The sequence below is a fragment of the Chitinophagales bacterium genome, assembly GCA_041392475.1.
Lineage (GTDB): Bacteria > Bacteroidota > Bacteroidia > Chitinophagales > UBA2359 > JAUHXA01.
Genome location: JAWKLZ010000003.1, coordinates 23559 through 46739 on the forward strand (window position 1 = coordinate 23559; position 23181 = coordinate 46739).

The window sequence follows — 23181 nt, forward strand, 5'->3', positions numbered from 1 at the left end:
GAGCCGTATGAATCGAGAGGTTCACGTACGGTTCTGTGAGAGGGTAGGGAACTGTTTTAGTCAGTTCCCCGCTCTACTCGACTTTTTTATTCTACCTCACTACAATCACTTTAACATCAAAAGTTTTTCCTTGTATTGTCTGTTCGCCTTCCAGTTCCTTAAAGTTGGTTATATCCTGAATAGCATTTGGCGCATAAATAAAAAATATGATTTGCTTTAAATAATCAAGAACGTGATAGGATTGTAAGTCAACTTTGATTTGGTCTGTGAATTTTTTATCATTTATCTCACTTTGACTAATCTGCTTGACTTCAATAATTAAGCCTTCTTGCTCTAAAACAAAGTCTAATCTGGTCGATTTACCGCCAAACTTTGCCAATGGGTTTTCATACTTAATAGCAGGAAATGTTGCTTTTAAAACAACATATAGTATATCTTGAACGTCATATTCGTCTTCTATTTTTATTATGGATTTTGGAGTTTTCTTTGGATTAGCTGTCTTTCCTCCATATCTTTCTTTTGAGTCTGTAATTTTGATGACTGCATTCTCAAAGTTCTCTAAAATACTGTTTATTAACTCTGTTGCAGATAGACTCTTGTATATTGTTTTTGTAACTGCTTGTTTACTGAAGTGGCTTTGTAGTTCTGCAAATACAATTAAATCAACAGTTTCTAATTCTTTTCTGCTTGACTCAGCAATGAAACTATCTATTTCTGTCGAAAAATCATTTTGATAAATATACTTCAAGATTTTATTGGGAATATCATTTTTGTTTTCTGCTTTCAACTTATCCAAAAAGCTTTGGCGAAATTCTGGAAAGAATTTTTGTACTAAGTAAGTTTCTTTTGTTGATGCCTGACTGACAAAGGTTTCAAGGTGCTTATATGCCTGACTGTTGTTCTTATCAGAAGTTAACGAAATGCCAATAAGCTTATATTTATCATGCTTATAATGTGCTACCCTTCTGTTTTCAGGTTTGTTAATAATTGCCAATTCTTCATTACTTGGTTTAATCCCTTTAAAGCCCTTAGCGGCTAATGTTTCTTCTTCTCCTTGCAAAGCATCTATGCTTTTTGATTGTAACTTGTTTTTGTCAACGACATACAAATAGCATAACTCTTGAATAGTAGGGTATTCAAAAATTCTATTCGCATTATGCTGCATTATTTCATTTATCCAATTCATAGATTAAATGAACCAAAGTTTATCCGTGATTTTTTCAGCACGCATCTTATCCCAATCATCAATTTCACGAAGTTTATCCAAAAGACCTGACATAATAGATGGGTACAAAATTGTAACCGTTTTCTTAGATGGTAAAAATGTTCTATGGGAGAGATGTGAAAACCAATAAACCTGTGTGGAAATATAACGTAAATCTTCAAAGGTTGAACGCTTGTCTATTTCAATTTCTAATGGTATAGTGCTTTCTGGGACAAAATGAACTAATGAACGATATTTTGAAAGCTCTACGTATGTACCTTTGGGTGTAGTATTAACCCTTTGCTCTTTCCCAAATACTTTTACTGTATCATTGTTAATTCCATCATTTGAAAACAACCTAAAATTATGCCCGTAAGCAAGATGAACAAAAGCATACTTAAAAGTTAGATTATCATTTTGGAATTTCTTAATCACATTTTCAACGGCTTTTATTTCATATTCCTTACTTGCTGACTTGAAAAGATGAAAAACTAAACGAAACTCTGACTTTTTATTGATGATTTCTTGGCTGATTATCTTTGACAAAGAATTATAAAGATGGTTTTCTAAATTTTCAGCATAATTATCAAAAGTTGATAATGGCGAGCAATCACCCACCAAGTATCTACCATCTGAATGAAATATTTGGGCTATTCCTAAAATTCTCTTACCTTCTTTATTCAAAGATGAGCCAATACCAATCACTAATTCTTCTCTACGCTTTTCAATATTCTGTATAGTCCAACCAATCCCGCCAATCTTTGCATAGATATTAAGAGCAAGATTGTTCATAACAAATTGGTTAAGTTTTTTGAGGTGTTTTTCTTGAATATCTTGCGTAGGAACACCTTGACCAAGCAATTTTGCTTTACATACAAAATACGGACTTTGCTTTAAATCAATAATTTTTAGGTGTTGTTCAGTAAGTACAACTATACAGAGACTTGATGATGAAATCTGCTCTTCATAAAGAGCATTAGTATAAGCCTCTATTTTTGTATCTGATAAGAATACTGTCGAAAAAACAGGCTTTATATGAAACATGCTTTTAAGACGTGTTTCGAGTTTATTTATAAAGCCTTCCAAAATCCCTTCATTAAACTTAGGGCAAATAATAGAAATCTTAATTTCTTGGTTTTCAAAGAACTTAAAACTATATGGTTTAAGTCTTGAAATCACATCGTTATAATAACCTTTTTCTGTTCTGTTCTCAAAATAGTACCGTATCGGGTCTTCCAATCTGTCTGATTGAACTTTATCGTTTTCAAGTGGTAAATATTTCATTGAAAACTCACTAAACTTATTTTCTGAAGGCAAGAATATTTTTTCTTTCTCTGCATCAAGCCAGTCAAAAACCTGTTTGATTTTCTTAAAATTTTCCTGATTATGCTCCAATAAATTTATACGACTGTCATAATTCCCTTGCTGTCCTGTGGCTGTTAAGAAACGTTTTATCGATTGCTTGTTTGCGAAAATCACATTGTCTTTTCCTTTCAAATCTCTGCATTCGATTCTTCTTTCTTCAAAACCGTCTTTGCCTATTTCAAACTGGAGTTTTATACTTCTTGAAAGCACAAAGTAATATGAAAGATTACCGTTAAAAGAATTGAACAAAGTATTAAAATGGAACTTATTGAATGCAAGAATGCCATTAACTAATTTCCTTTTTACTTTTCTTTTATTTCCTTCTATATCTTCTTCCACTTGCTCAGTAACAAAAAGGTTAGAGGGAGATACAATACTCCAAAAGTGTTCTTCCTTTTTCTTAAATATTTGAAACTTACCAAAATTTCTAAATTGTTGAAGAATGCAACTCTCTATAATTTTGCTGATTATTTTAGGGTTATTTTGAATATCAACCCTATCTTTCGTTCCTAAAATAGTTGTGTTAGGGTTTAATTTTTTACCCCAAAAGTAGATGCGTCTTTCTGTTCTTCCATTATCAAGTTTGACATCACACTTATAGAATTCATAGTCAAGGTTTTCTGTGCGAAGTTTTCTGTATGCTTCTCTTGTAGTATACTTTTCATAAGATAAGTACTGTAATTCGAAGTAGTCTTTTTCAAACTTACTTTCAAATATATTTAGGAATATTCCTGTCATCAATCTTAATTATGGTTTTAATTTGGTTTTATAATATTGCCCAACGTGTTTGTATATGAAAAGTAGCAGATTTGAATGTGCCATTTTTCAGTTTAAAAACAAAGATAGCAGAAAAGAACCAAACATTAAGTTTAGCACTAAACTGCTATTTTTTATATACGGTGTTGGCAATAGTTATTATTCCACTTCCTAAATTTTATTTCAAATCGAGATTTCCTGTCGAATATTTTAAATTATACTTGAATTTGTCAATTTTCCAAAATTCTCTATTTTTAACCAAATGCAAATTGTAACTTCCAACAAATTCTCGTGTCTTTCCTTTGCTTGCAGATTCCTTAAAATGTGTAGCAGTTGCGTAAACAAAAACTTCTGCCGAATTATTACTGATTTTAACTAAATGATTTCCTGCTAAATGATTTATCGCATCTATATTTGCAAATCCTTGTTTCCATTCATTACAAATGTCAATAGAACTCTTCTTGGAAATTTCTCCACCAAGTGAAGACATATCAAAGTCAACAAGTTCAGAAAAAACTTCTTTTTGAAGTTTTTTCCACTCTTGATTGTCTGTATAGATAAATAGTTTATGAACTATTTCAATGATTTGCTCTCTTACAGTAAATTCCATTTTACTTGTTTATTTTCAACATACCTTCATTTCCAAAAGCAGAATAAATTCCGAAAGTTACGTTGTCTAACATTTCATTGTAATTTGTAATGTGTTGTCCCATTCCCATATAATCAACTACTGTACGCAATGGTTTTTCTCCATAAGGAATTGCAATAAGGTTTGTAATGGCATCTGCAACTTTCTGTGGTCTTTGCTCTGTATTTGCCTCTAAAGCCTGTTCAAACCCGTCAAACATAGCTTTTGGTGCTTGCATAAATTCTCCATAAGATTCATTTCTGCTGTTGTCACTTGGTTTTTTAAGATTCTCCATAAATGTCGTTGGAAAACCACCAGGTTCAATAATACTTGACTCTATACCAAAAGCTGATAATTCCGTTCTATAATTTTCTGCAATAGCTTCTAATGCCCATTTGGAAGCATTGTAAACACCATAAAAAGGTAAAGTCATTCTACCCAATAAACTTGAAGTATAAATTACTGTTCCTTTTCCTTGTTTTCTAAAATGTGGCAATGTTGCTCGCATTACACGTTGAACTCCAAAAACGTTGACATCAAATACATATTTCATATCGTCTGGTGTAAAATGTTCTTGCATTCCAAATACGCCAACTCCTGCATTGTTTATCAAAACATCCAACCCACTTAAAAAGTCAATAGCGTTTTTAACACCTTTGTTTACGCTTTCTTCATTGGTAACATCCATCTCTACCAAATGAACACCAATTGATTTTAGTGCGTCCGCAACTTTTTCATTTTTCCCTTTAGTTGAACGCATTGTTCCAACAACTTTGTGTCCTTTTTCAATAAGTGATTGACAAGTTAAAAATCCAAATCCTCCACTTGCTCCTGTAATTAATATTCTTTGTTCCATTATTTATTGTTTTAAAATTATAGTGCAAAGTTGAAGTAAAAGGAAGTATTTTATATAACCTTAATTATACAAGAAATGACCAATTTCAAAGATTAACCTATTATTGGTTAGATTTTCGGAATGTATTTGGGGAAAGTTGTGTGTGTTTTTTAAAAAATCGACTAAAATGAGTAGGTTCACTAAAACCTAATTTATAAGCTATTTCCTTTGAAGAATAGGTAGTGTTTTTGAGCAATGATTTGGCTACTGACAATGTTCGTTTAGAAATCCAATCGTTTACAGTTCTACCTGTTTTACTTTTTATTACAGAATTTAAATAATTTGGGTGTAAATTTAATTCGTTGGCATAATCTTGTACTTGAAAGGCGATAGTTAGTCCTTTTGAAGTTGCTATTTTAAACTCTCGTTCCAATAAAATTTTAAAGGATTTAACAATTTGAGAATTTCTTCCTCCTTCTTCTAATGGATTGTACGATAGCCAAAAATTTTCTTTTATTTTTAGAAGTAATACAACAAAAAGGTTTCCAAGAATTTTGTTCTTGTATTCAGATTGTTTTTTGAACTCTTTGAATATTTGTTTGTAAAGAATTTCAAATTCACTAAAGTCATTCTGCAACATTTTTTTTGGTGGAACTGTTTCTGCTAATAAAAACGGAAATTCGCCAAAAATATCTGGGTGAACATTCTCTCTTAAAAAACTCTCTGTTAATGTGATAATATAGGCGTCTTTAGAGTTTTCTATTTCAAAGGATTTAATATGTCCGGGATTTGTAAAATATATGGTTTGTGAATCAAAGGGAAATATTTTATCATCAATGGTATATTTTCCAGAACCTTCTTTTATAAATACAAAAGAAAAATAATCGGCTCTAAAAACTGGTGATTTAAAAGGTGTTTTAGAATGAATAGCAGGTAAAAAATGAATCGTAAAGTCCATTTCTTGCTCAATTGGTAAATTCAGCGATTTATACAAGTCCGAAATTTTATGGTGGACTATTAATTCCATTTGAGTTCGTATTTTTTAATTATTGCCAACGGTCTCGGCTATGAGCAGTTGGGGATTTCTTGCCCTAACTTTTCAGTTTAGCACTGACCTTTATTTTATGTTCTATACTTTGTTTCACCACTTAAACCCCAATTGCTTATAGCCATTGTTGCCAGCAGTTATTATTCTTTTAAAAATTCGTATTCGTATATTTTCGGTTTGATTTTGTCGGCTAAAAAGTCAAGTTTATTTCTTAATTCGCCAATCAATTCCATATATTTTTCATCATCACTTTTGTTATTCATTCTGCCTTTGTCGTTTCTGCCTTGAAAGTATTCTCTAATGTCGTATAAACTTGCATTTACGTTTACATTTGGTTTGCTGTGATAATATTTCCAAAGTTCTCTACCTGCATCAAAAACATCTTTCGCTTCTGCCGAAAACTCACATTTTATAGACTGAATTTTTGATGTGCCAAATAGATTGCTTTCGTTTTCGGTTTTTATTTTACCATTGATAAAGTCGGTCATAAAATGGCTTTCAAATCTATTCTGTGCATTTACCTCTTGTTCTGTGAATGGTATCCAATGGTTGATGCCCTTGCTACTTGAAATGTTATTGCTATTGTCGAACAAACAAAAACTTAAGCAGTCGTTATGAAATTCTTGGTCTTGTTCCCAATCATTTTTTGGAAAGGTAAACTGGTCTCTATCATTAAGCCAAGTTGCTTGAATAGTATGACGTACCGAAATGTAAATCGAAATCTCTATAATGTTTTTATCAGTTACCCAAGTGCCTCTTGGATGTGGTAATTGATTTTTGTCGTTAATAATGAAAATGAAATTTACATTCTGAAAATCATTGCCTTTTGCGGACATAAAACCAATATTTTTTTCATTTGCTCTGTTTCTTGTTGTGATTATCCAATCATTTATTGATTTAAAAACTGAAGTGTTTATAAATTTCTTACGACCAATAAAATCCCCTTTAGAGTTATAAATGTCACTATCTATTTCCTTAAATTCTTCTTTTAAATCGTTGTTCCAAATGAAAACCCAATTGGAAACTTGCCTTTCACATTATCAAAAGAATCAGCAGGAACAACAAATAACTTTTCGACTTCGCTCGAAAAAGTTTCGGAAATCCGAAAAATTGTTGCAGAATTTTCAACTTTGAAAATTCTGCAAGCAAGGTATTAGGGATTTCAGCATTAATTCTTGTAATGAATTGAACAAAGAGTTCTACGTCCACCAATTCCAATTTTACTTTTATACTTTTCGTAAACTTTTGTTGTTACAGCAACATCTGTTTTGTTTGTTCCTGTGTTTGATACAGTGCCTTTACTTGCAGCTTCCGCATAAGGCGGATTTATATAGAATGACTAATTTTTTTCGTTTTTCAGGGTCGTTTATGATGTCTTGTAAACTTTGAGGTAGTTTGTAAAATCATCATTTAAAAATCAAATTGGAAAACGTGATTTTTAATAGGTTACCCGTGGTCAATACGCTCGTGCATTACATTGATGTCGGCTTGGTCTCAAAGTACTTGCATAAATGTTGTATTTATTGGTTAAACCCGCTAAAAGGTTTCCGTTCCTGCTGCACAATCCCAATGTAATATTCGTCTTGCCAATCTTCTCCCAAATAATCGGTCAGGTATTTTTGTGAAAGTTCTACCCAAATTCTTGGCGTGAAAAATGCTCCTTTACGTTCTCTAATATCTTGAGGAACAAGTAAATCTCTACGTTCAATAATGTAATCCTGAAACTCTTTTATAGGTGGTCGTTTGTAGAGTTTCCAAAAATTGTGAATAAGCGTCTTTATTGCGGATGTTTATTGTGGCATCAAACATTTGCTTGATGTTCTCTTTAGCAATTTTATAGCCTTGGTTTTGATACACAACAAACAAACTATCTCTTATTGTTAAGTCGTCATCAATGTTTTGAGTGTTATTATCATCAACAAATAAGTCTGCTAAATAAAATCGCTATCGAGAATGTTACTCTTTTTGAGTTCGTCCCAGTTTACATCAATAATTGGTTTTACAATTTCGATCCAACGTAAGAATAGGGATGAAATTGTTTTTGTCAATTTTGATTTTACTTTTTGTGGTGGCTTTTGCCACATTGTTTTTGATAAAGGTTTTGAGTTCCTTTTCGTCTTTTTGGTAATCAAAAACGTAGGTCTTTACTTAAAAAACCGATTCTATTCGTTCTTTAATCAGTTTAAATTCTTTCGTGTCGTGCTTGTTTGGTAACATTCCAGTTAAAATCGTTTAGAAAGAATATGTCTTGAACATTTATGTAATCTGCAAAAGCAATTTTTTTAAAGTCAAACGCTCCTAAAATGCAGGTGGTAAAGTTTTGTCAAATGTTCGTGCTTTTCCAATAGTCAGAATAGCGAGTTGCACAAACATCGTCGGAATATCAAAACTTCCAGTTTTCGCTTCCGCCCACAAAAGAGGTGTCCGTCCAAACAAGCTGTCTTGTTTGGTAAAACGGTGAAGTCAATATTTCCTAAAAATTTCGGTGGTGTCAAATTGCTTAAACCAGTCCGCACCAACTTTATTTTTAGTTCTTCTTCTTATGTTTTTATACTTCATTCTGTCGTTTGTCCTTTTACGGTCTTGTTGGTTTTAATTGCTGGCAACTCGTCAATATGTACACCTAGGTGCACATATATCGCAAGTGATTTTTAGACAATTTAGTTGATATTTGTTGGGTATTTTTTTGACAATCAACAACATCAATAAAAAGAAATGAGGAAAAAACCTCAAATAGTTGATATTTCTATATGTCCAAATTATCCAAAGGATTTTGGAGTTTTTCCATTCTTTTTTCAATTGCCACTTGCAATTTTCAAAAATAAAAAAACTTTCGCATCTCTCCAAAACAAAATTTGATAAAACTTAGAAAAAAGGGGAATAAAAATTTTGAATAAAATAATATACAAGCGATTTTACCTAGCTAATTGCAGAATAAACAGGCGTGTATTTGACCTCTCCAAAATCGCAATCGCTTTTACAAAAAACACCTTAAATCTACTTTTCATCTAAGGTTTTTGAACAAAACAGAGGTTTGGTTATTTTTATTCCCATAATTTATCGAATCTTTATCCCAAAAACAATGGCATACAAAAGCACCCGTGACTGTTTATTAGACCTCGAAAAGCATGGACATTTGGTTCGGATTTCAGAAGAAGTCGATCCTTATTTGGAGATGGCTGCCATACATCGGCGGGTATTTGAAGCGAACGGGCCCGCAATATGGTTTGAGAAGGTGAAAGGTAGCAAATTTTCGGCTTGTTCCAATTTGTTTGGAAATATGGAGCGCAGCAAGTTTATGTTTCGGCATACCTTGAAGCGGGTCAGCAAGTTGGTGCAATTGAAGGCCGATCCAAGTGTGGCATTGAAGCAGCCGTGGAAATTTTTGGATGTGCCTTACACGGGTTTGACCGCCCTACCGAGTAAAGCGTGGTTCTCTAAACCTGTTCTCCAAAATGAATGCAAAATCAGCGATTTACCCCAAATTCAATGTTGGCCAGATGATGGAGGCCCTTTTGTCACATTGCCTTTGGTGTATAGCGAAGACTTGGACAAGCCAGGGATTATGAAATCCAATTTGGGCATGTACCGCATACAGTTGGGCGGCAATGACTACGTGCAAGACAAAGAAATTGGGCTTCACTATCAGTTGCATAGAGGTATCGGAGTGCATCAATCCAAAGCAAATGCCAAGGGTGAACCCTTCAAAGTGAGCGTGTTTGTAGGCGGATCGCCTGCTCATATTTTGTCGGCGGTAATGCCTCTGCCCGAAGGTTTGCCTGAAGTAGCTTTTGCAGGGGCGATGGGAGGACGGCGTTTTCGGTATGCCTATCAAGATGGTTTTGCAGTATCGGCAGATGCTGATTTTGTTATTTCAGGAGCCGTCTATTTTGGAGAAAACAAGCCTGAAGGTCCTTTTGGCGACCATTTGGGGTATTACAGTTTGACCCACGATTTTCCGTTGATGAAGGTACACAAAGTGTGGCACCGAAAGGATGCGATTTGGTCGTTTACGGTAGTTGGGCGACCCCCACAAGAGGACACACAGTTTGGGGCATTGATTCACGACATCACGGGCCCTGTGATTCCGAGTGAAGTGCCGGGGCTGCATGAGGTGAATGCGGTAGATGCTGCGGGCGTACATCCTGTTTTGTTGGCGATTGGAAGCGAAAGATATACGCCTTATTATGAGCGCAAACAACCGCAGGAGATTCTGACGATTGCGAATCACATCCTCGGATTTGGGCAGATGTCATTGGCGAAGTTTCTAATCATTGCAGCCAAAGAAGATGATGTTCAACTCAACACGCACGACATTGCCCACTATTTGCAGCATGTATTGAAGCGGATTGATTGGCAGCGTGATTTGCATTTTCATACCAAAGCTACGATGGATACGCTGGATTACAGTGGTACGGGTTTGAATACAGGGTCGAAAGTAGTCATGGCGGCGGCAGGTGCTGCAATTCGGACTTTGGCAACAGCTTTGCCGAGTGATTTGACGCTTCCCGATGGGTTTAGTCTTCCCAAAATGGTGCTGCCTGGTGTTTTTGCAGTGTCTTCCCCCAAATACAAGGATGAAAAAAGTGCATTGGAGGAAGTAGAGCATTTGACACATCATTTTGAAGTGTATGGTAGGGATAAATTGAAGGAATGGCCACTTATTTTGCTGACCGATGACAGTGAGTTTGTGGCCCGAACGCTGAACAATTTTCTCTGGACAAGTTTTACACGTTGCAATCCTTCACACGATATACACGGTGTTGATTCTTTTGTGGAACACAAACACTGGGGATGTCGAGGTTCTTTGGTGATGGATACCCGCATCAAACCACATCATGCGCCGCCTTTGATTGAAGATGCGGCTACTGAACGAAAGGTGGACAGGTTGGGCGAAAAAGGAAAAAGTCTGTATGGAATTATTTAGGAGGTGAAAAATAAAAATGAGAATCAAAATCGAAATAATGAAATAAAATATTGATTATGTGATAGTTGAAAATTGAAGGTGTTTTATTTGGTTTATCAATGCTGTGAAAAACTTGTATTTCTCACTTTAAATTTGTAAATATGTAGGATAGAACTAAGGCTTGCCAGAAACTACTTTCCTAATTGGTTTTGAGTGATAAAAGATGCTTCTTTTGCTACAGAAATACTTACAAACAGCCTTTAAACCAGTACGCCTATGTTAGAAAACATTACAATTAATCAATCAGAATTTCAACAACTACAAAAAAAGTACCTCAAACTTCAAAAAGAAAACGAACTACTTCGCAACCATATTGAAGTGCTTGAAAATGATATGTTTGAAGCAGAGTTGCGTTTTCTTCAACTTTCAAAAGCTTCTTTTGAAGGTATTGCTATGTTGGAAGACAGTAGAATCATTTTGATGAATGAGGCTATGTGCGAAATGTTCGCTTACGATCGCTTCGAAATGACCAATATGGATGTCGGTTTGTTGTTTGAAGAAGAGAATCGGAGTGCGGCTTTGTGGGACATTGAAGATCCTAATAAAGATGCTTTTGAAATCGTTTGTGTCCATCGAAATGGAAGCACTTTTCCTGCCAGAATCAAACGCAAGTATATTCCCCACAAAGGTTCAGAAGCCAAAGTGATTGCTATCCAAAATCTTACGAAAAGAAAAGAGGTTCAGGAACAATTGGTGTATAGTGAAATTCGCTACCGAAATCTTTTTGAGAACTCCAATGATGCGATTTATGTATCGGCGGTGAGTGGTGAGTTTGTGCAAATCAATAAAGCGGCTTTAGAGCTTTTTGGCTATAAACATGAAGAAATGGTCGGTAAGTCGGCTCTTAAGTTGTATGCGAATGCGGAAGATCGAAAGCGTTTTCAGGAAGTAATGGAAGCACAAGGTTCGGTGAGCAACTATGAGGTGAAGTTGATGCGGAAAGATGGAACGACCTTAGACTGTATTTTGTCGACAACGATTCGCCGAAACGCTAAGGGGGAAAATATCGGTTATCAGGGAATTATTCGTGATGTTACTGAACTCAAACGAAATGAGGAGCTCCAAACGGCAAAAGAATTGGCAGAGCGTTCGGCGGGTTTGAAGCAGCGTTTTTTGGCGAATATGAGCCACGAAATTCGCACACCGATGAATGCGGTGATTGGTATGAGCAATTTACTGGAAAGCGATGCAGATAGTTTTACCCCTAATCAAAAAAAATATTTGCGGGGAATCAGAAATGCCTCTGAGCATTTACTGGTGATTATCAATGACATACTCGATTTTTCTAAAATTGAAGCAGGCAAACTGGAGATTGAGCATGTTCCATTTAGTCTTTATGAGGTGCTGCAAAATGTGAGTCACACCTTCAAATACAAAGCGGAGGAAAAACAAATTGACTTATTGCTTCACATGGAGGACAATTTGCCAGATATGTTGTTGGGTGATCCGACAAGACTGATGCAAATTTTGTTGAATTTGGTGTCGAATGCCATCAAGTTTACAGACAGAGGGAGCGTAGAGATTGAAGTGGGGGCATTGCAGGAAGGGGCTTCGAGTGTGAACCTTGTTTTTTCGGTTTTGGATACAGGATGTGGAATCCCCGAAGAACGATTGGAAACGGTTTTCGATAGTTTTTCTCAAATTAGTAGTGATACAACTCGTCGCTTTGGAGGTACGGGTCTTGGGCTCACGATTACCAAAAAACTGATTGAGATGCAGGGCGGTACTCTTTCGGTGAGGAGTCAAGTGGGAGAAGGATCTACATTTAGTTTTGTGCTGAAATATCCTAAATCGGAACAAGAACGGGCTACGGTAAAATCTTTTAGCAAGGCTGCTTTTGAAGAAGGGAAACTGCCGATGTTAACTATCTTGTTGGCAGAAGATAACGAACTCAATCAAGTGGTGGCAGAAGATACGATTAAGAAGTGGAATGAGGACATTATTGTAGATATTTTTGAGAACGGACAGTTGGCAGTGGATGCACTTCAACAACATCCAAACCGCTATGATTTGGTGCTGATGGATGTGCAAATGCCAAAAATGAATGGACTGGAAGCGACTAAATATATTCGCAAAGAACTGCAATTGAAAAATCTACCTATTCTCGCAATGACTGCTTATGCAACGACAGGAGAGGCAGAGCGAACGATTGTGGCGGGGATGAATGACTTCATTAGCAAGCCTTTTGATCCTGCAAAATTGTACCGAAAAATTGCAAAGTTGGTCAAATATGACCCTGCTACTTTACCTGAAAAAACAGAAGAAATAGCTGCAATTCCTAAAAACAATGAAGATATTTCAATCGTTTATCATACAGTTGATTTGGAGTTTTTGAAAGCTTCAACGGACAACAATACTGATTTGATAGTGAAGATGATCGAAATCATGCTTCGAGAAACTCCCGAGGAACTCGAAAAGATGGAATATCATTATTATCAGCAAAATTGGGATAGACTGCGGGCTGTGGCACATAAGTTCAAATCTTCAGCGGCATTTATGGGAATGCCCGACATTGAAGAGATGGTGAAGAATATTCAGATTGATGCAGAAAAACAAGAAAATTTGGAGGATTTGTGGGATAGAATTGAAGTGGTGAAAGAGACTTGTTTGGAGGCTTGTAAAGAATTGGAAATGGAGCTTAAAAGATTACAGCAATAAATCAATCATTTTTAACATTTTAAACCCAACAATTATGGCAGACAAAATTTACAAAGTATTTTTAGTGGATGACGATGTGAAAACGCTCATCATGCTCAAGCACAAATTGGAAAATCTTCCTGATCACAAAATTCAAGCGAATGTTTTTGCGTATGGTGAAAACTGCTTGGATAGAATGGATGAAAAGCCAGACATCGTAGTGTTGGATTATTACCTCAATGCCATCCGTGAAGATGCCCAAAATGGTTTGCAGATATTGAAGCAAATAAAAACCCTCGCTCCAGAAACCCAGGTAATCATGGTGTCTGGACAAGAGGATATGCAAACGGCTATTCAGACTATCCGAGAAGGTGCGTATGATTACATCATCAAAAATGAACAAACCATGCAGCGTTTGCTCTTGGTAATCACCAAGATTATTATGGAGAGAGAAAGAGTAGTGGCTTAGTGTGTGAATGAAGAATCTATACTCTCATTCAATGCCCACCAATACAAGAGTTTATAACTTGTATTGGTGGGCATTTTTGTATAAAAAAAAGAGGTCGTTTGACCATTCTTATAGCCAAACGCCTCTTATCCCGTAATACTAAAAATAAACTATATCTTGCTTTAGAGTTAGTCCAAAAATTTTCTTGGAGGAACTAAGAAAATGCTAAAATTCACAAAAGGAGCTATATCTACTTGACCCTCTACAAGTGTATCGCCTCTTCGGTAAAGCGAATTGCTGAGACTAAAATTAAGGTTAGAACGCACACCGAATTCTGTACCGAACCACAAAAAATCGTAAATTTCTCGCTCGTAACTCAAATAACTTTTGATTTCAGATCTCCGTAGTTCCAAGATGTCATATTGTGAGAACACAGAGTCATCGTCTAAGCGAATACGGAAACTTGCTCCATTTACTTTAGTCGTAAAATAGACGGTATTCATCTGATTGATGCTCCACCGCAGTTTGATACTGCCTGGTAATAAGGCTTCTATCCCAAATTTTTCACTGAAGGTATTGTAGTAAGCAAAAACGGGTATGATGCTGGGTCTGCCAAAAGTAGATCCATAGGATACTCCTATACCATAGGCAATGCGGTCGTTTCTTAATTGCCAATTAATGATACCATTTTTATGAATAGGATGGGTAAAATATATTCACCCATCCTTTATCACTACTAAACTAAACCATTACTAAAATAATTATGACTACTACAAATTTATTCCCAAAAGATAATACCTGCTAATCATATTTTGAAGAATCTTACATCTTCAAAATCTAACCAACTACCTTCAATAGATTTCCATTCAAAGTTGTTTGAAAAATGGTCAAACCTTTTCGTCCATCATTGTTGAGTCCTTTTCCAGAAAGGTCAAACCGTGCGCTGTGTTCGGTGCATAGAAATTCATTGCTACTTTTTTGGTAGGTAACCCTCTTTTTTTGCTCATGACTGCAAATAACTGTTGCTGCAACATAGTCGCCATCTACTGTTCGTGCAACAACGGTATCATTGACAACAATATAATTGCCATTGGTTTTCAGTTTGGAATAACTGGGGTCGTCTAAATCTAATGTAAAGTCAACTGGTCCAATATCTGCTGCCTTGCTGCAAGCGTTCATACAACTTGTTGTCAATACAAATGCTGCTCCAATGCCTAATCTGTTCAAAAAATCTTTGCGATTCATTTTTACGAATATTTGTGAATAAATAGCTCCTCTACCTCTATCCTTGCGATAAAAGTAGTAGAAGGGATAACGAAAAAGTAATCCAAAAAGTAAAAATCTTACGCATTTAGAATTTGTGTTAATGTAAAATTGAATCTCACTATTCAATCATTTCACAATCCATCTCCGATAATTAATTTCTTCATTGTATTTCCTTTATCCGTCTGAATATAAAGCAAATACATTCCATTTTTGAAATGGCTAATATCTGTTTCAAAGGAATTTTGATGGATAGCAGGATAATGGGCAATGACTTTTGAAGCTATGTCATAGACTGCAATCGCTTCAATTTGCAGTTCGTGGGTTTGGATATTCAAATGACTTATTGTGGGATTTGGAGCAATCACAATGTCATTGGAAAGTGCTACAATCGTTTCTATACCAACGGTATCACGCACTGTTTCTACAAAAACTTCTTGGAAAATGCAATTGCTGGTCAGGTTCATCGCATAATCCGTAGGCCATACAATCACAATATTTTTACCTGCATAAAAAAGGTCGTCCTCAATACTTAAATTCTGCTGAAAAGCGATGGTTTCGGCAGGTGCGATGAGGTCAATATCGGTCGTTTGAGTGCGAAGTTTGGGGTTGTTAAGCGTTGGAGGAAAGGGTAAAGTAGCATAGTTGATAGGAATGAAAACATCGTTGTAAGGAACTGCTAAGTGATTGGTGAGAGAACCATTTACAACAATTTCTTCGCCTAAATCCAATAAACTTGGAAGCTCCAGCCCATTTAGTTCAATATCAGGTTCTTCGTAGAGTTCGATGACTATTCCAATCTCTGCAATGTTGTTGCCCACCAAATCAAAATATATTTCGATTTCGTCTCCTACTATATTGGTCAATTCAACTTTGAACTGTATCGTTCCATCCGAAAAAAGCAATTCATAGGCACTGTCAATCGTGTAATCAGGGTAATTTTCTGCAATAAAAGTGGAGATATTGGGAAGCACGTTGCTCTCATCAAATTCTGTTTGGGTCAGCACCAAAATACCCTCTGCGCTAAAGTATAGTCGCACTTTGTCCTCATCATTCTCCAGTCTCACTTCAAATTGCACACTGCCATCCTCAAAATTTTGCTGCTTGATGTCATCAAAAATATATCCAGTATATTCCGCATTGATGTAGTTGATGGCATCAAGCGGCAAATCTGTACTATTTATATTTGTATCCGAAAAATTGGAGGAATTGTTGTAAAAGACGGTTGGAATCGCCTGTTTAAGTGCTACAATTGGTTGAAGATGGTAGTTGATAGAATAGTTGTCTTCGGTGGGCCAAACGATGATGATGTTTTTTTGAATCTGTTGTTGTTCACCCATTTGAAGCAGTGAATTGTCCGCCAAAACATTCTGCTCAATCAAAATACTATCTCCCGAAGGAATGTTAAAATTACCTGCAATATTCAGGTTTTGAATCGCTGCTATTTTCTCAATGTCTTGGATTTCATTGACATAGAGGTTCAGTTGTAGGTTGTCATTTGTATAGGTTGCATCTGTATTGTTCTTGAGGTAAGCACTAAAAGTCACCACCTCTCCCAATACAATTGTATCAGGTAGCTGGACTTGTACCAAACTTAAATCGGCGGTTTGAGCTTGAATACCCATCGAAAAGCAGCACAGTAAGCCAACTAAACGAATGATATGTAATTTAATGGATTGCAAAATAGACATTTGAATCAATTTAATGAGGTAATAATGAAAGCTAAAGTAGTCTTTTTTGCCGATAATTGTATTACGGTAGAACCCTTTTTAATGTGGGAATTTTTATAATACCTCAAAAATAAACAATGTGTCTATTCTTTATGAGTTAAAAAAAGCGTAATCTTACACCTCCAAAATTAAAAATCATGTCGAAGTACCACCTCACAGAATTGATCAATTCACTGAACAAGGAAGAGTTACGCAACTTCAAAATCTACGCAACTCGTACACACCAAAGTGAAGAAGGGAAGAAAATCATTGACTTATTTGAAGGTATCCAAAATGACCAAATGGACGAATTTGGGGATGATTTGATTGCAGAATTGTATCCTAACGGCAATAAAAATGCCTATTACCGCCTCAAAAATAGATTGGTTGAAGACATCGAACATAGTCTATTGATGTTGAACCGCAAAAAATACGAGCGTTTTAAAATCTTCAATTGGCTTCAATTGGCCCGCATATTCAGCTACAAATCGGATTACGAAAAGGCGTTTTTCTACCTCAAAAAAGCCGAAAAACTGGCCATAAAAGAAGTGACTTTTGACTTACTCAATATCATTTATGACGAAATAATTGGCTTGTGTGGTGTGTATTATACGATTGATCCCCAGAAATATTTGGAGAGAAAGCAAAAAAATCGAGTAAAACAAGATGCTACCCAAAAAGCTGAAATTTTGATGGCAACCATAGGCTACAAGTTGCGAAAAACGAATTTTGCCCACAATGACAATGCAGTGATTGACAAGCTCAATCAAATCATTGCAGAACTTTCGGTGGCAGAGGAATATTTAGATGACCACAACATTCAACGCCAAATACATATATGCGTAAAAAATGTATTGCTCCAAAAAAGAGATTTCGTGGCATTGGAGCAGTACCTAATTCAAAGCCTTCATGACTTTGAAGAAAAGAAACTGTTTGTCAATGCTGCCCAGAAAATCTTGATGTTGAGCTGGATTGTGAATGTGTCCACAAAAAACAAAAAGTTTGAACAATCCCTTCAATATGCAGAACAGTTGCACAAATTAATTATGGATGATAACCGAGCGTATTATGACAAATATATATGGCTGTATCACCAAAGCCTCATCATCAACTACTCTTTTTTGGGGCGCAACCGAGAGGTGATTGACTTATTGGAGGAAGTGGAACACAATCCCAAATTGAAGGGTAATATTTTTTACGATGTGTTTGTTTACCTCAATTTGGCGGCAAGTTATTACTGTGAAAAACAAGTGGACAAAGCATTGGGCAATTTGGCGATGGTTTTGGCAACGGATTTATACAAAACATTGGCGGACAATCTCCAGCTAAATGTGAGCATCCTCGAATTGATACTTCGGATTGAAACCCATGATTTTGAGTATGTTGCCCACCGTTTGCGAGACATCAAACGCCGCTTTAGCAAAGAGTTGAAACAAACTGCCTATCAAAGAGAAAAACAATTCCTCCAAATTTTGCAAGATGTAGCCTTTAAAGCAGAACCTTTTCGCAGCAAAAAAGTGCAGACCAAAATCCAAGAATTTTTGACACTTTACAAAGATATTGAGTTGGGGTCCAACGAAACCATCAACTATGTCTTGTGGCTACAATCGAAATTGCAGAAACGAGATTATTATGATTTGGTGTTGGAGTCGGTTAGGTAAAAATGAAACAGCAATCAAAAAGCACACTTAATTTTAGTTGTTTTTCCTCACATGCGCCTCCAAATCAAAACTCTCATTGTTCAACAACTCCATCAACAATGCCATCGGTTTTTGTTCAAATACCGCCACAATGTTTGCCAAATAAATCATGCCGCCATCCGAATAGCCATGTACAATCGCCAATTTGCCCACATCAAATTCGGAAATGACGATAGGGGAGGGGCTGCGGGCTTCCATAATGCTGATGTCGGTCATAGGAAGTTCCCAACTCAAGAGTTTGAGCGAACTTTGGGGACTCATAGACAGATTGTAGTTCAAAATGCCGATGTAGTAGGCCGTCTGGTCGGTAAATTTTAGAGGCTTCAAAACCCCATCTTTTTTCTTGACCCTTACCGTAATTTTTTTGTCGAGACCCAACACATCGGTAATTAGTTGAACTTCGACCACCTCGTTGTCTGGTTCATCAGATGTGTTTTTATCGGACCTAAGTGTTTCGTTGTCAGAAACAGAAGAGTGAATTTTGGAAGAGCAGCTTACAAATAAACCCATGCTCAAGATGAACAAAAAAACAAATAATTTCATATCTTTAAAGTTTGATAATCTTTGCAAAATAACCAAAAAGGCTCAAATTTCCAATCCAACGAAAAACGAAATCCTTTCAATATGACCTCATTGGCAACCGATATTCACCACATCCACAATTTACTGCAATTGAGTACACGCAAAATGTGGCGGTTGGGAGATTTGAAATATTGGAATACTTTTAAAGCAAGTGGTTTAGTCACCTTGTCATGGATGGATGCCGAAACAGATTACCAACGAATCAGCCCTTCGTCATTGAAGCGAGGAAAGCGAGTGATTCCTAAGTGGGTAAACGAATTGAATCGGGAGGATTTGATGGTTTTGATGGACAAAACACATTATTATGGTCTGGGTATTGCTGCAACAGATTACCACGTGAGCAATCCCAAATTGAAGCTCGGAAACAACAAACCTTCTCCTGCCATTCGGATGCAGTTTGTTCATGCCCTTGACAAACCCGTTTTGCACCACTTCAATATCTCTGCAACAAATCCTGATACTTTTGCATTGGCGAATCAGCTGGGTTTCACACTGGAGCAAATCCTGCAATTTTTGGCTGCAAATTATCCCCATACCATTGAAGAACTAGCGGAGGTATTGGACAGCGATTACCAAAAAAGCATTGAACACCAAATTCATATTGCCCCCGAACATTTTGAAGAAATACGGGACAAGTACCCCAATCCCAACATCTTATTGTATGGCCCTCCTGGCACAGGCAAGACCTATCACTGCATAGACATGGCAGCCGAAATCATCGGCAAATCGAATCCACAACATGAAGTAAATCAAGCCATTTTTCAAGGTGCATTGGGCAATCAAATCGAAATGATTAGTTTCCATCCCAACTACGCCTACGAAGATTTCATACAAGGACTGCGCCCCGTCACCAACCGCAACAAAGGATTGGAGTTTGAGCTAAAAGACGGAATTTTCAAACGCATTGCAGACCGAGCGATTCTCAACTACTTGGCTTCCAAAGTCCAACTGAGCCGCAAAGACCAACAACTGCTGCAATACCTTCAAGAAACCAACTCAATTGGGCAAACGAACTCAAACGCTTACCACCATTTTTCGGTCAATGAGGAACAGGCGGTTTATGAGCGACAATTGAAGGAAGGAAAGCGGGTGGACAGACAAAACTATGTGTTGGTAATTGACGAAATCAACCGAGCGCACATTTCCAGTGTATTTGGTGAACTGATTACCCTCATCGAAAAAGACAAACGCTACGATGCCCGCAATGCGCTGAGTCTTCGCCTGCCTTCTGGACAACCTTTTGTCGTTGCCCCCAACCTCTATATCATTGGTACGATGAATACCACTGACAAATCTATTGCGCTATTAGACATGGCATTACGGAGGCGTTTTGACTTCAAAGCGGTCTATCCACGCTATGATTTACCGCAATTGGCATACGCCGATGTGTTGCAAAAAATGAATCGAAAAATCACCCAACTTCGAGGACGAGAATTTCAGATTGGACACGCTTATTTTTTGAAGGACAGAATGGGCAATTTTGATTTGACCTACCACCTTCAATACAAAATCATTCCTTTGCTGTACGAGTATTTCCGCAATGACGAACAGGCGGTTAAGAGTGTTTTGGACGCTGCCAATCTGCACTATGTGATTGGGGAAAGTGGCTTGATTGAGGTGAAATAAATATAAAATGAAGAATATTATTGGAATTGACCTTTCGCACCCTAAAATTCTATTTTTTGTATTAAGGTAACTACCCGATTGTAGCAAACCTAAAAATCATTAAATTAACAAAAAAATAGAATTTAAATAATTGTTTATCAATAGAGAGTACGAAAGATCAGTGAAAGTCTATATCTGAAAATTATCTTAGGAATGTCAATAAAATAATTTCCTAATTTAGACTTTTGAAGTTTTGCTTCAAATGTTCTCTATTGCAATGAAAATCAATGTCCTTCAAAGAGTAAACTTCAAAAGTTTTTACCTCAAATGTGGTAAGTTATTTTGTTGGCAATCCTTATTGATGTTGTTAAGTAACGTTCAAAAAATAACTCCCCGATTTTAAATTTTTAATCACTTGATTAAGGTGTGATTTTTTCATTTTAATTTTCATTCGTTACTAAGTTTGGTTCTGTGACAATTTTTGTGGAAGCAATAAAGACTTCGGAAGTTTCATTTTATAAGAAGTTAATTTTTAGCGAAATAGTTTTTTGATTTTGTAAGCGGCAAACTTCCGAAGTCTCAAATCACAGATTTTGTCAAAGAACCCTAAGTTTGAATCACTCCAACATTGTATTCTTTGGTAATTGGGGCATGGTTCGCTGCTTCAATGCCCATCGAAAGGATGCGTCGGGTATCGGCAGGGTCAATGATGGCATCTACCCACAATCGAGCGGCTGCATAGTAGGGAGTTGTTTGGCGTTCATAGCGTTCGGTGATTTCCTTCAACAGTTCATTTTCCGCCTCTTTGTCCACTGCTTCACCTCGGTTTTTGCGGCTTGCCACCTGAATCTGCACCAACGTCTGGGCCGCTTGAGCTCCACCCATTACCGCCAATTTTGCAGAAGGCCAACTCACAATCAAACGAGGATCATAAGCCTTTCCGCACATTGCATAGTTACCTGCACCAAACGAATTGCCGATGATGACGGTAAATTTCGGTACAATAGAATTACTCATGGCGCTGACCATTTTTGCACCATCTTTGATGATTCCGCCTTGTTCCGAACGACTTCCAACCATGAAGCCAGTCACATCTTGCAGAAATACGAGAGGTATTCGTTTTTGATTGCAGTTCATAATAAAACGGGCTGCTTTGTCAGCAGAATCGGAGTAAATAACTCCTCCAAACTGCATTTCCCCTTTTTTCGTTTTCACGATTTTTCGTTGATTTGCCACAATTCCCACTGCCCATCCATCAATTCGGGCATAAGCACACACGATGGACATGCCATATTTTTCTTTATATTCTTGAACAGAATCTTCATCCACAATGTGTTCGATGAGGTGCAGCGTATCGTAGGGTTTTTTGCCACCTTCTGGATAAACCCCGTAAATATTTTTCACTTCAAATTTTGGAGCTTTGGCTTCCACTCTATTGAAGCCTGCTTTTTCAAACTTTCCTAAGCGACCCATGCTTTTTCGGATGGCCTCAAGACAGGATTTTTCATCAGGCATTTTGTAGTCTGTCACGCCCGAAATTTCGCTATGTGTAGTCGCTCCGCCCAAAGTTTCGGAATCTACATCCTCTCCAATAGCTGCTTTTACTAAGAATGGCCCTGCTAAGAAAACCGAACCTGTGCCTTCAACGATATAGGCTTCGTCGGATAAAATGGGTAAATACGCTCCACCAGCCACACAACTTCCCATGATGGCTGCAATTTGTGGAATTCCCATAGCAGACATAATAGAATTGTTGCGAAACATACGCCCAAAGTGTTCTTTATCAGGGAATACTTCGTCTTGCATGGGTAAAAACACACCTGCACTGTCCACCAAATAAATGATGGGCAAGCGATTTTCTATGGCAATTTCTTGTGCTCTCAGATTTTTTTTTGCAGTAATTGGAAACCAAGCACCCGATTTGACCGTAGAATCATTTGCAACGATGATACATTGTTGCCCACTTACATAACCTATTACTACCACAACACCTCCAGCGGGACATCCGCCATATTCTTCATACATTCCAAACCCCACAAAAGCACCTACTTCAAAAAAAGGTGCATCTTGATCGAGTAATAGATTTATTCTTTCTCGTGCTGTAAGCTTCCCTTTGGCATGAAGTTTGTCTATTCTTTTGTGACCTCCTCCTGCATATATATTCACCAAATGTCTTCGAACATTAGATGTAGCCAATTTCAAAGCATCTTTGTTTTTTTGAAATTCTATGTTTTGCTGCATAATTTTTTGTTTGTTCGAGGGTAAAATTACGCAAATAATTTTTGGCTTTCCCAAAGATGTCTCACTTTCCCATGTCTTGTAAAACATCTTTGGAGTGGCTAATATATATTGTTTATGATTGGAGACTCTCATAATTGCTTGTATAGTAGTGTGTCTATCAAGCAGAACTATCAGTAAGTTTTAATTGGTTTTCT

General features: G+C 36.7%; 16 protein-coding genes. 5 read left to right on the forward strand and 11 right to left on the reverse strand.

Annotated elements, in window-relative coordinates; all coding sequences use genetic code 11:
- Nucleotides 1–91: 91 nt before the first annotated feature.
- The 6 genes from R3E32_23105 to R3E32_23130 form a co-directional block, all read right to left on the reverse strand.
- Nucleotides 92–1186 carry a hypothetical protein gene (locus R3E32_23105; GenBank protein MEZ4887641.1) on the reverse strand — a complete coding sequence of 365 codons (1095 nt, stop codon included), beginning with the start codon at nucleotides 1184–1186 and terminating at the stop codon, nucleotides 92–94.
- 3 nt (nucleotides 1187–1189) lie between these two features.
- On the reverse strand, nucleotides 1190–3307 hold the full coding sequence (locus tag R3E32_23110) for a Piwi domain-containing protein (GenBank protein ID MEZ4887642.1): 2118 nt from the start codon (nucleotides 3305–3307) through the stop codon (nucleotides 1190–1192).
- A 196-nt stretch (nucleotides 3308–3503) separates the two neighbouring features.
- Complete coding sequence (locus tag R3E32_23115; protein ID MEZ4887643.1) at nucleotides 3504–3935, reverse strand: nuclear transport factor 2 family protein; 432 nt, start codon at nucleotides 3933–3935, stop codon at nucleotides 3504–3506.
- Nucleotide 3936: 1 nt separating this feature from the next.
- Nucleotides 3937–4809 carry an SDR family oxidoreductase gene (locus R3E32_23120; protein ID MEZ4887644.1) on the reverse strand — a complete coding sequence of 291 codons (873 nt, stop codon included), beginning with the start codon at nucleotides 4807–4809 and terminating at the stop codon, nucleotides 3937–3939.
- Between the two features lie 100 nt (nucleotides 4810–4909).
- A complete protein-coding gene (locus R3E32_23125; protein ID MEZ4887645.1) occupies nucleotides 4910–5815 on the reverse strand; it encodes a helix-turn-helix transcriptional regulator in 906 nt (301 codons plus the stop codon).
- Nucleotides 5816–5976: 161 nt separating this feature from the next.
- On the reverse strand, nucleotides 5977–6672 hold the full coding sequence (locus R3E32_23130; GenBank protein MEZ4887646.1) for a hypothetical protein: 696 nt from the start codon (nucleotides 6670–6672) through the stop codon (nucleotides 5977–5979).
- 2246 nt (nucleotides 6673–8918) lie between these two features.
- Here R3E32_23130 and R3E32_23135 point away from each other — a divergent pair.
- The 3 genes from R3E32_23135 to R3E32_23145 all read left to right on the forward strand — a co-directional run bounded on the left by R3E32_23135 (nucleotide 8919) and on the right by R3E32_23145 (nucleotide 13908).
- On the forward strand, nucleotides 8919–10763 hold the full coding sequence (locus R3E32_23135) for a UbiD family decarboxylase (GenBank protein ID MEZ4887647.1): 1845 nt from the start codon (nucleotides 8919–8921) through the stop codon (nucleotides 10761–10763).
- A 255-nt stretch (nucleotides 10764–11018) separates the two neighbouring features.
- Nucleotides 11019–13460, forward strand: a complete 2442-nt coding sequence (locus R3E32_23140) for a PAS domain S-box protein (protein ID MEZ4887648.1) — start codon at nucleotides 11019–11021, stop codon at nucleotides 13458–13460.
- 34 nt (nucleotides 13461–13494) lie between these two features.
- A complete protein-coding gene (locus R3E32_23145; GenBank protein MEZ4887649.1) occupies nucleotides 13495–13908 on the forward strand; it encodes a response regulator in 414 nt (137 codons plus the stop codon).
- Between the two features lie 167 nt (nucleotides 13909–14075).
- Here R3E32_23145 and R3E32_23150 read toward each other — a convergent pair whose 3' ends face one another.
- From R3E32_23150 to R3E32_23160, 3 genes are all read right to left on the reverse strand, one after another.
- Nucleotides 14076–14603: a DUF6268 family outer membrane beta-barrel protein gene (locus R3E32_23150; protein MEZ4887650.1), complete on the reverse strand. Its 528-nt coding sequence runs from the start codon at nucleotides 14601–14603 to the stop codon at nucleotides 14076–14078.
- Nucleotides 14604–14724: 121 nt separating this feature from the next.
- On the reverse strand, nucleotides 14725–15132 hold the full coding sequence (locus R3E32_23155) for a Rieske 2Fe-2S domain-containing protein (GenBank protein MEZ4887651.1): 408 nt from the start codon (nucleotides 15130–15132) through the stop codon (nucleotides 14725–14727).
- A 152-nt stretch (nucleotides 15133–15284) separates the two neighbouring features.
- Nucleotides 15285–16841: a T9SS type A sorting domain-containing protein gene (locus R3E32_23160; protein ID MEZ4887652.1), complete on the reverse strand. Its 1557-nt coding sequence runs from the start codon at nucleotides 16839–16841 to the stop codon at nucleotides 15285–15287.
- Nucleotides 16842–17017: 176 nt separating this feature from the next.
- On the opposite strand from R3E32_23160, the gene R3E32_23165 reads away from it, so the two are divergent.
- The gene (locus R3E32_23165) at nucleotides 17018–18520 is read left to right on the forward strand and encodes a hypothetical protein (protein ID MEZ4887653.1); all 1503 of its coding nucleotides are present in this window, start codon (nucleotides 17018–17020) and stop codon (nucleotides 18518–18520) included.
- A gap of 33 nt (nucleotides 18521–18553) precedes the next feature.
- On the opposite strand, the gene R3E32_23170 is transcribed toward R3E32_23165, so the two are convergent.
- The gene (locus tag R3E32_23170) at nucleotides 18554–19102 is read right to left on the reverse strand and encodes a hypothetical protein (protein ID MEZ4887654.1); all 549 of its coding nucleotides are present in this window, start codon (nucleotides 19100–19102) and stop codon (nucleotides 18554–18556) included.
- Between the two features lie 81 nt (nucleotides 19103–19183).
- Here R3E32_23170 and R3E32_23175 point away from each other — a divergent pair, with 81 nt between their 5' ends.
- Nucleotides 19184–20767, forward strand: coding sequence for an AAA family ATPase (locus tag R3E32_23175; GenBank protein MEZ4887655.1), 1584 nt, complete (start codon nucleotides 19184–19186; stop codon nucleotides 20765–20767).
- A 585-nt stretch (nucleotides 20768–21352) separates the two neighbouring features.
- Here R3E32_23175 and R3E32_23180 read toward each other — a convergent pair.
- Complete coding sequence (locus R3E32_23180; GenBank protein ID MEZ4887656.1) at nucleotides 21353–22987, reverse strand: carboxyl transferase domain-containing protein; 1635 nt, start codon at nucleotides 22985–22987, stop codon at nucleotides 21353–21355.
- Between the last annotated feature and the right edge of the window lie 194 nt (nucleotides 22988–23181).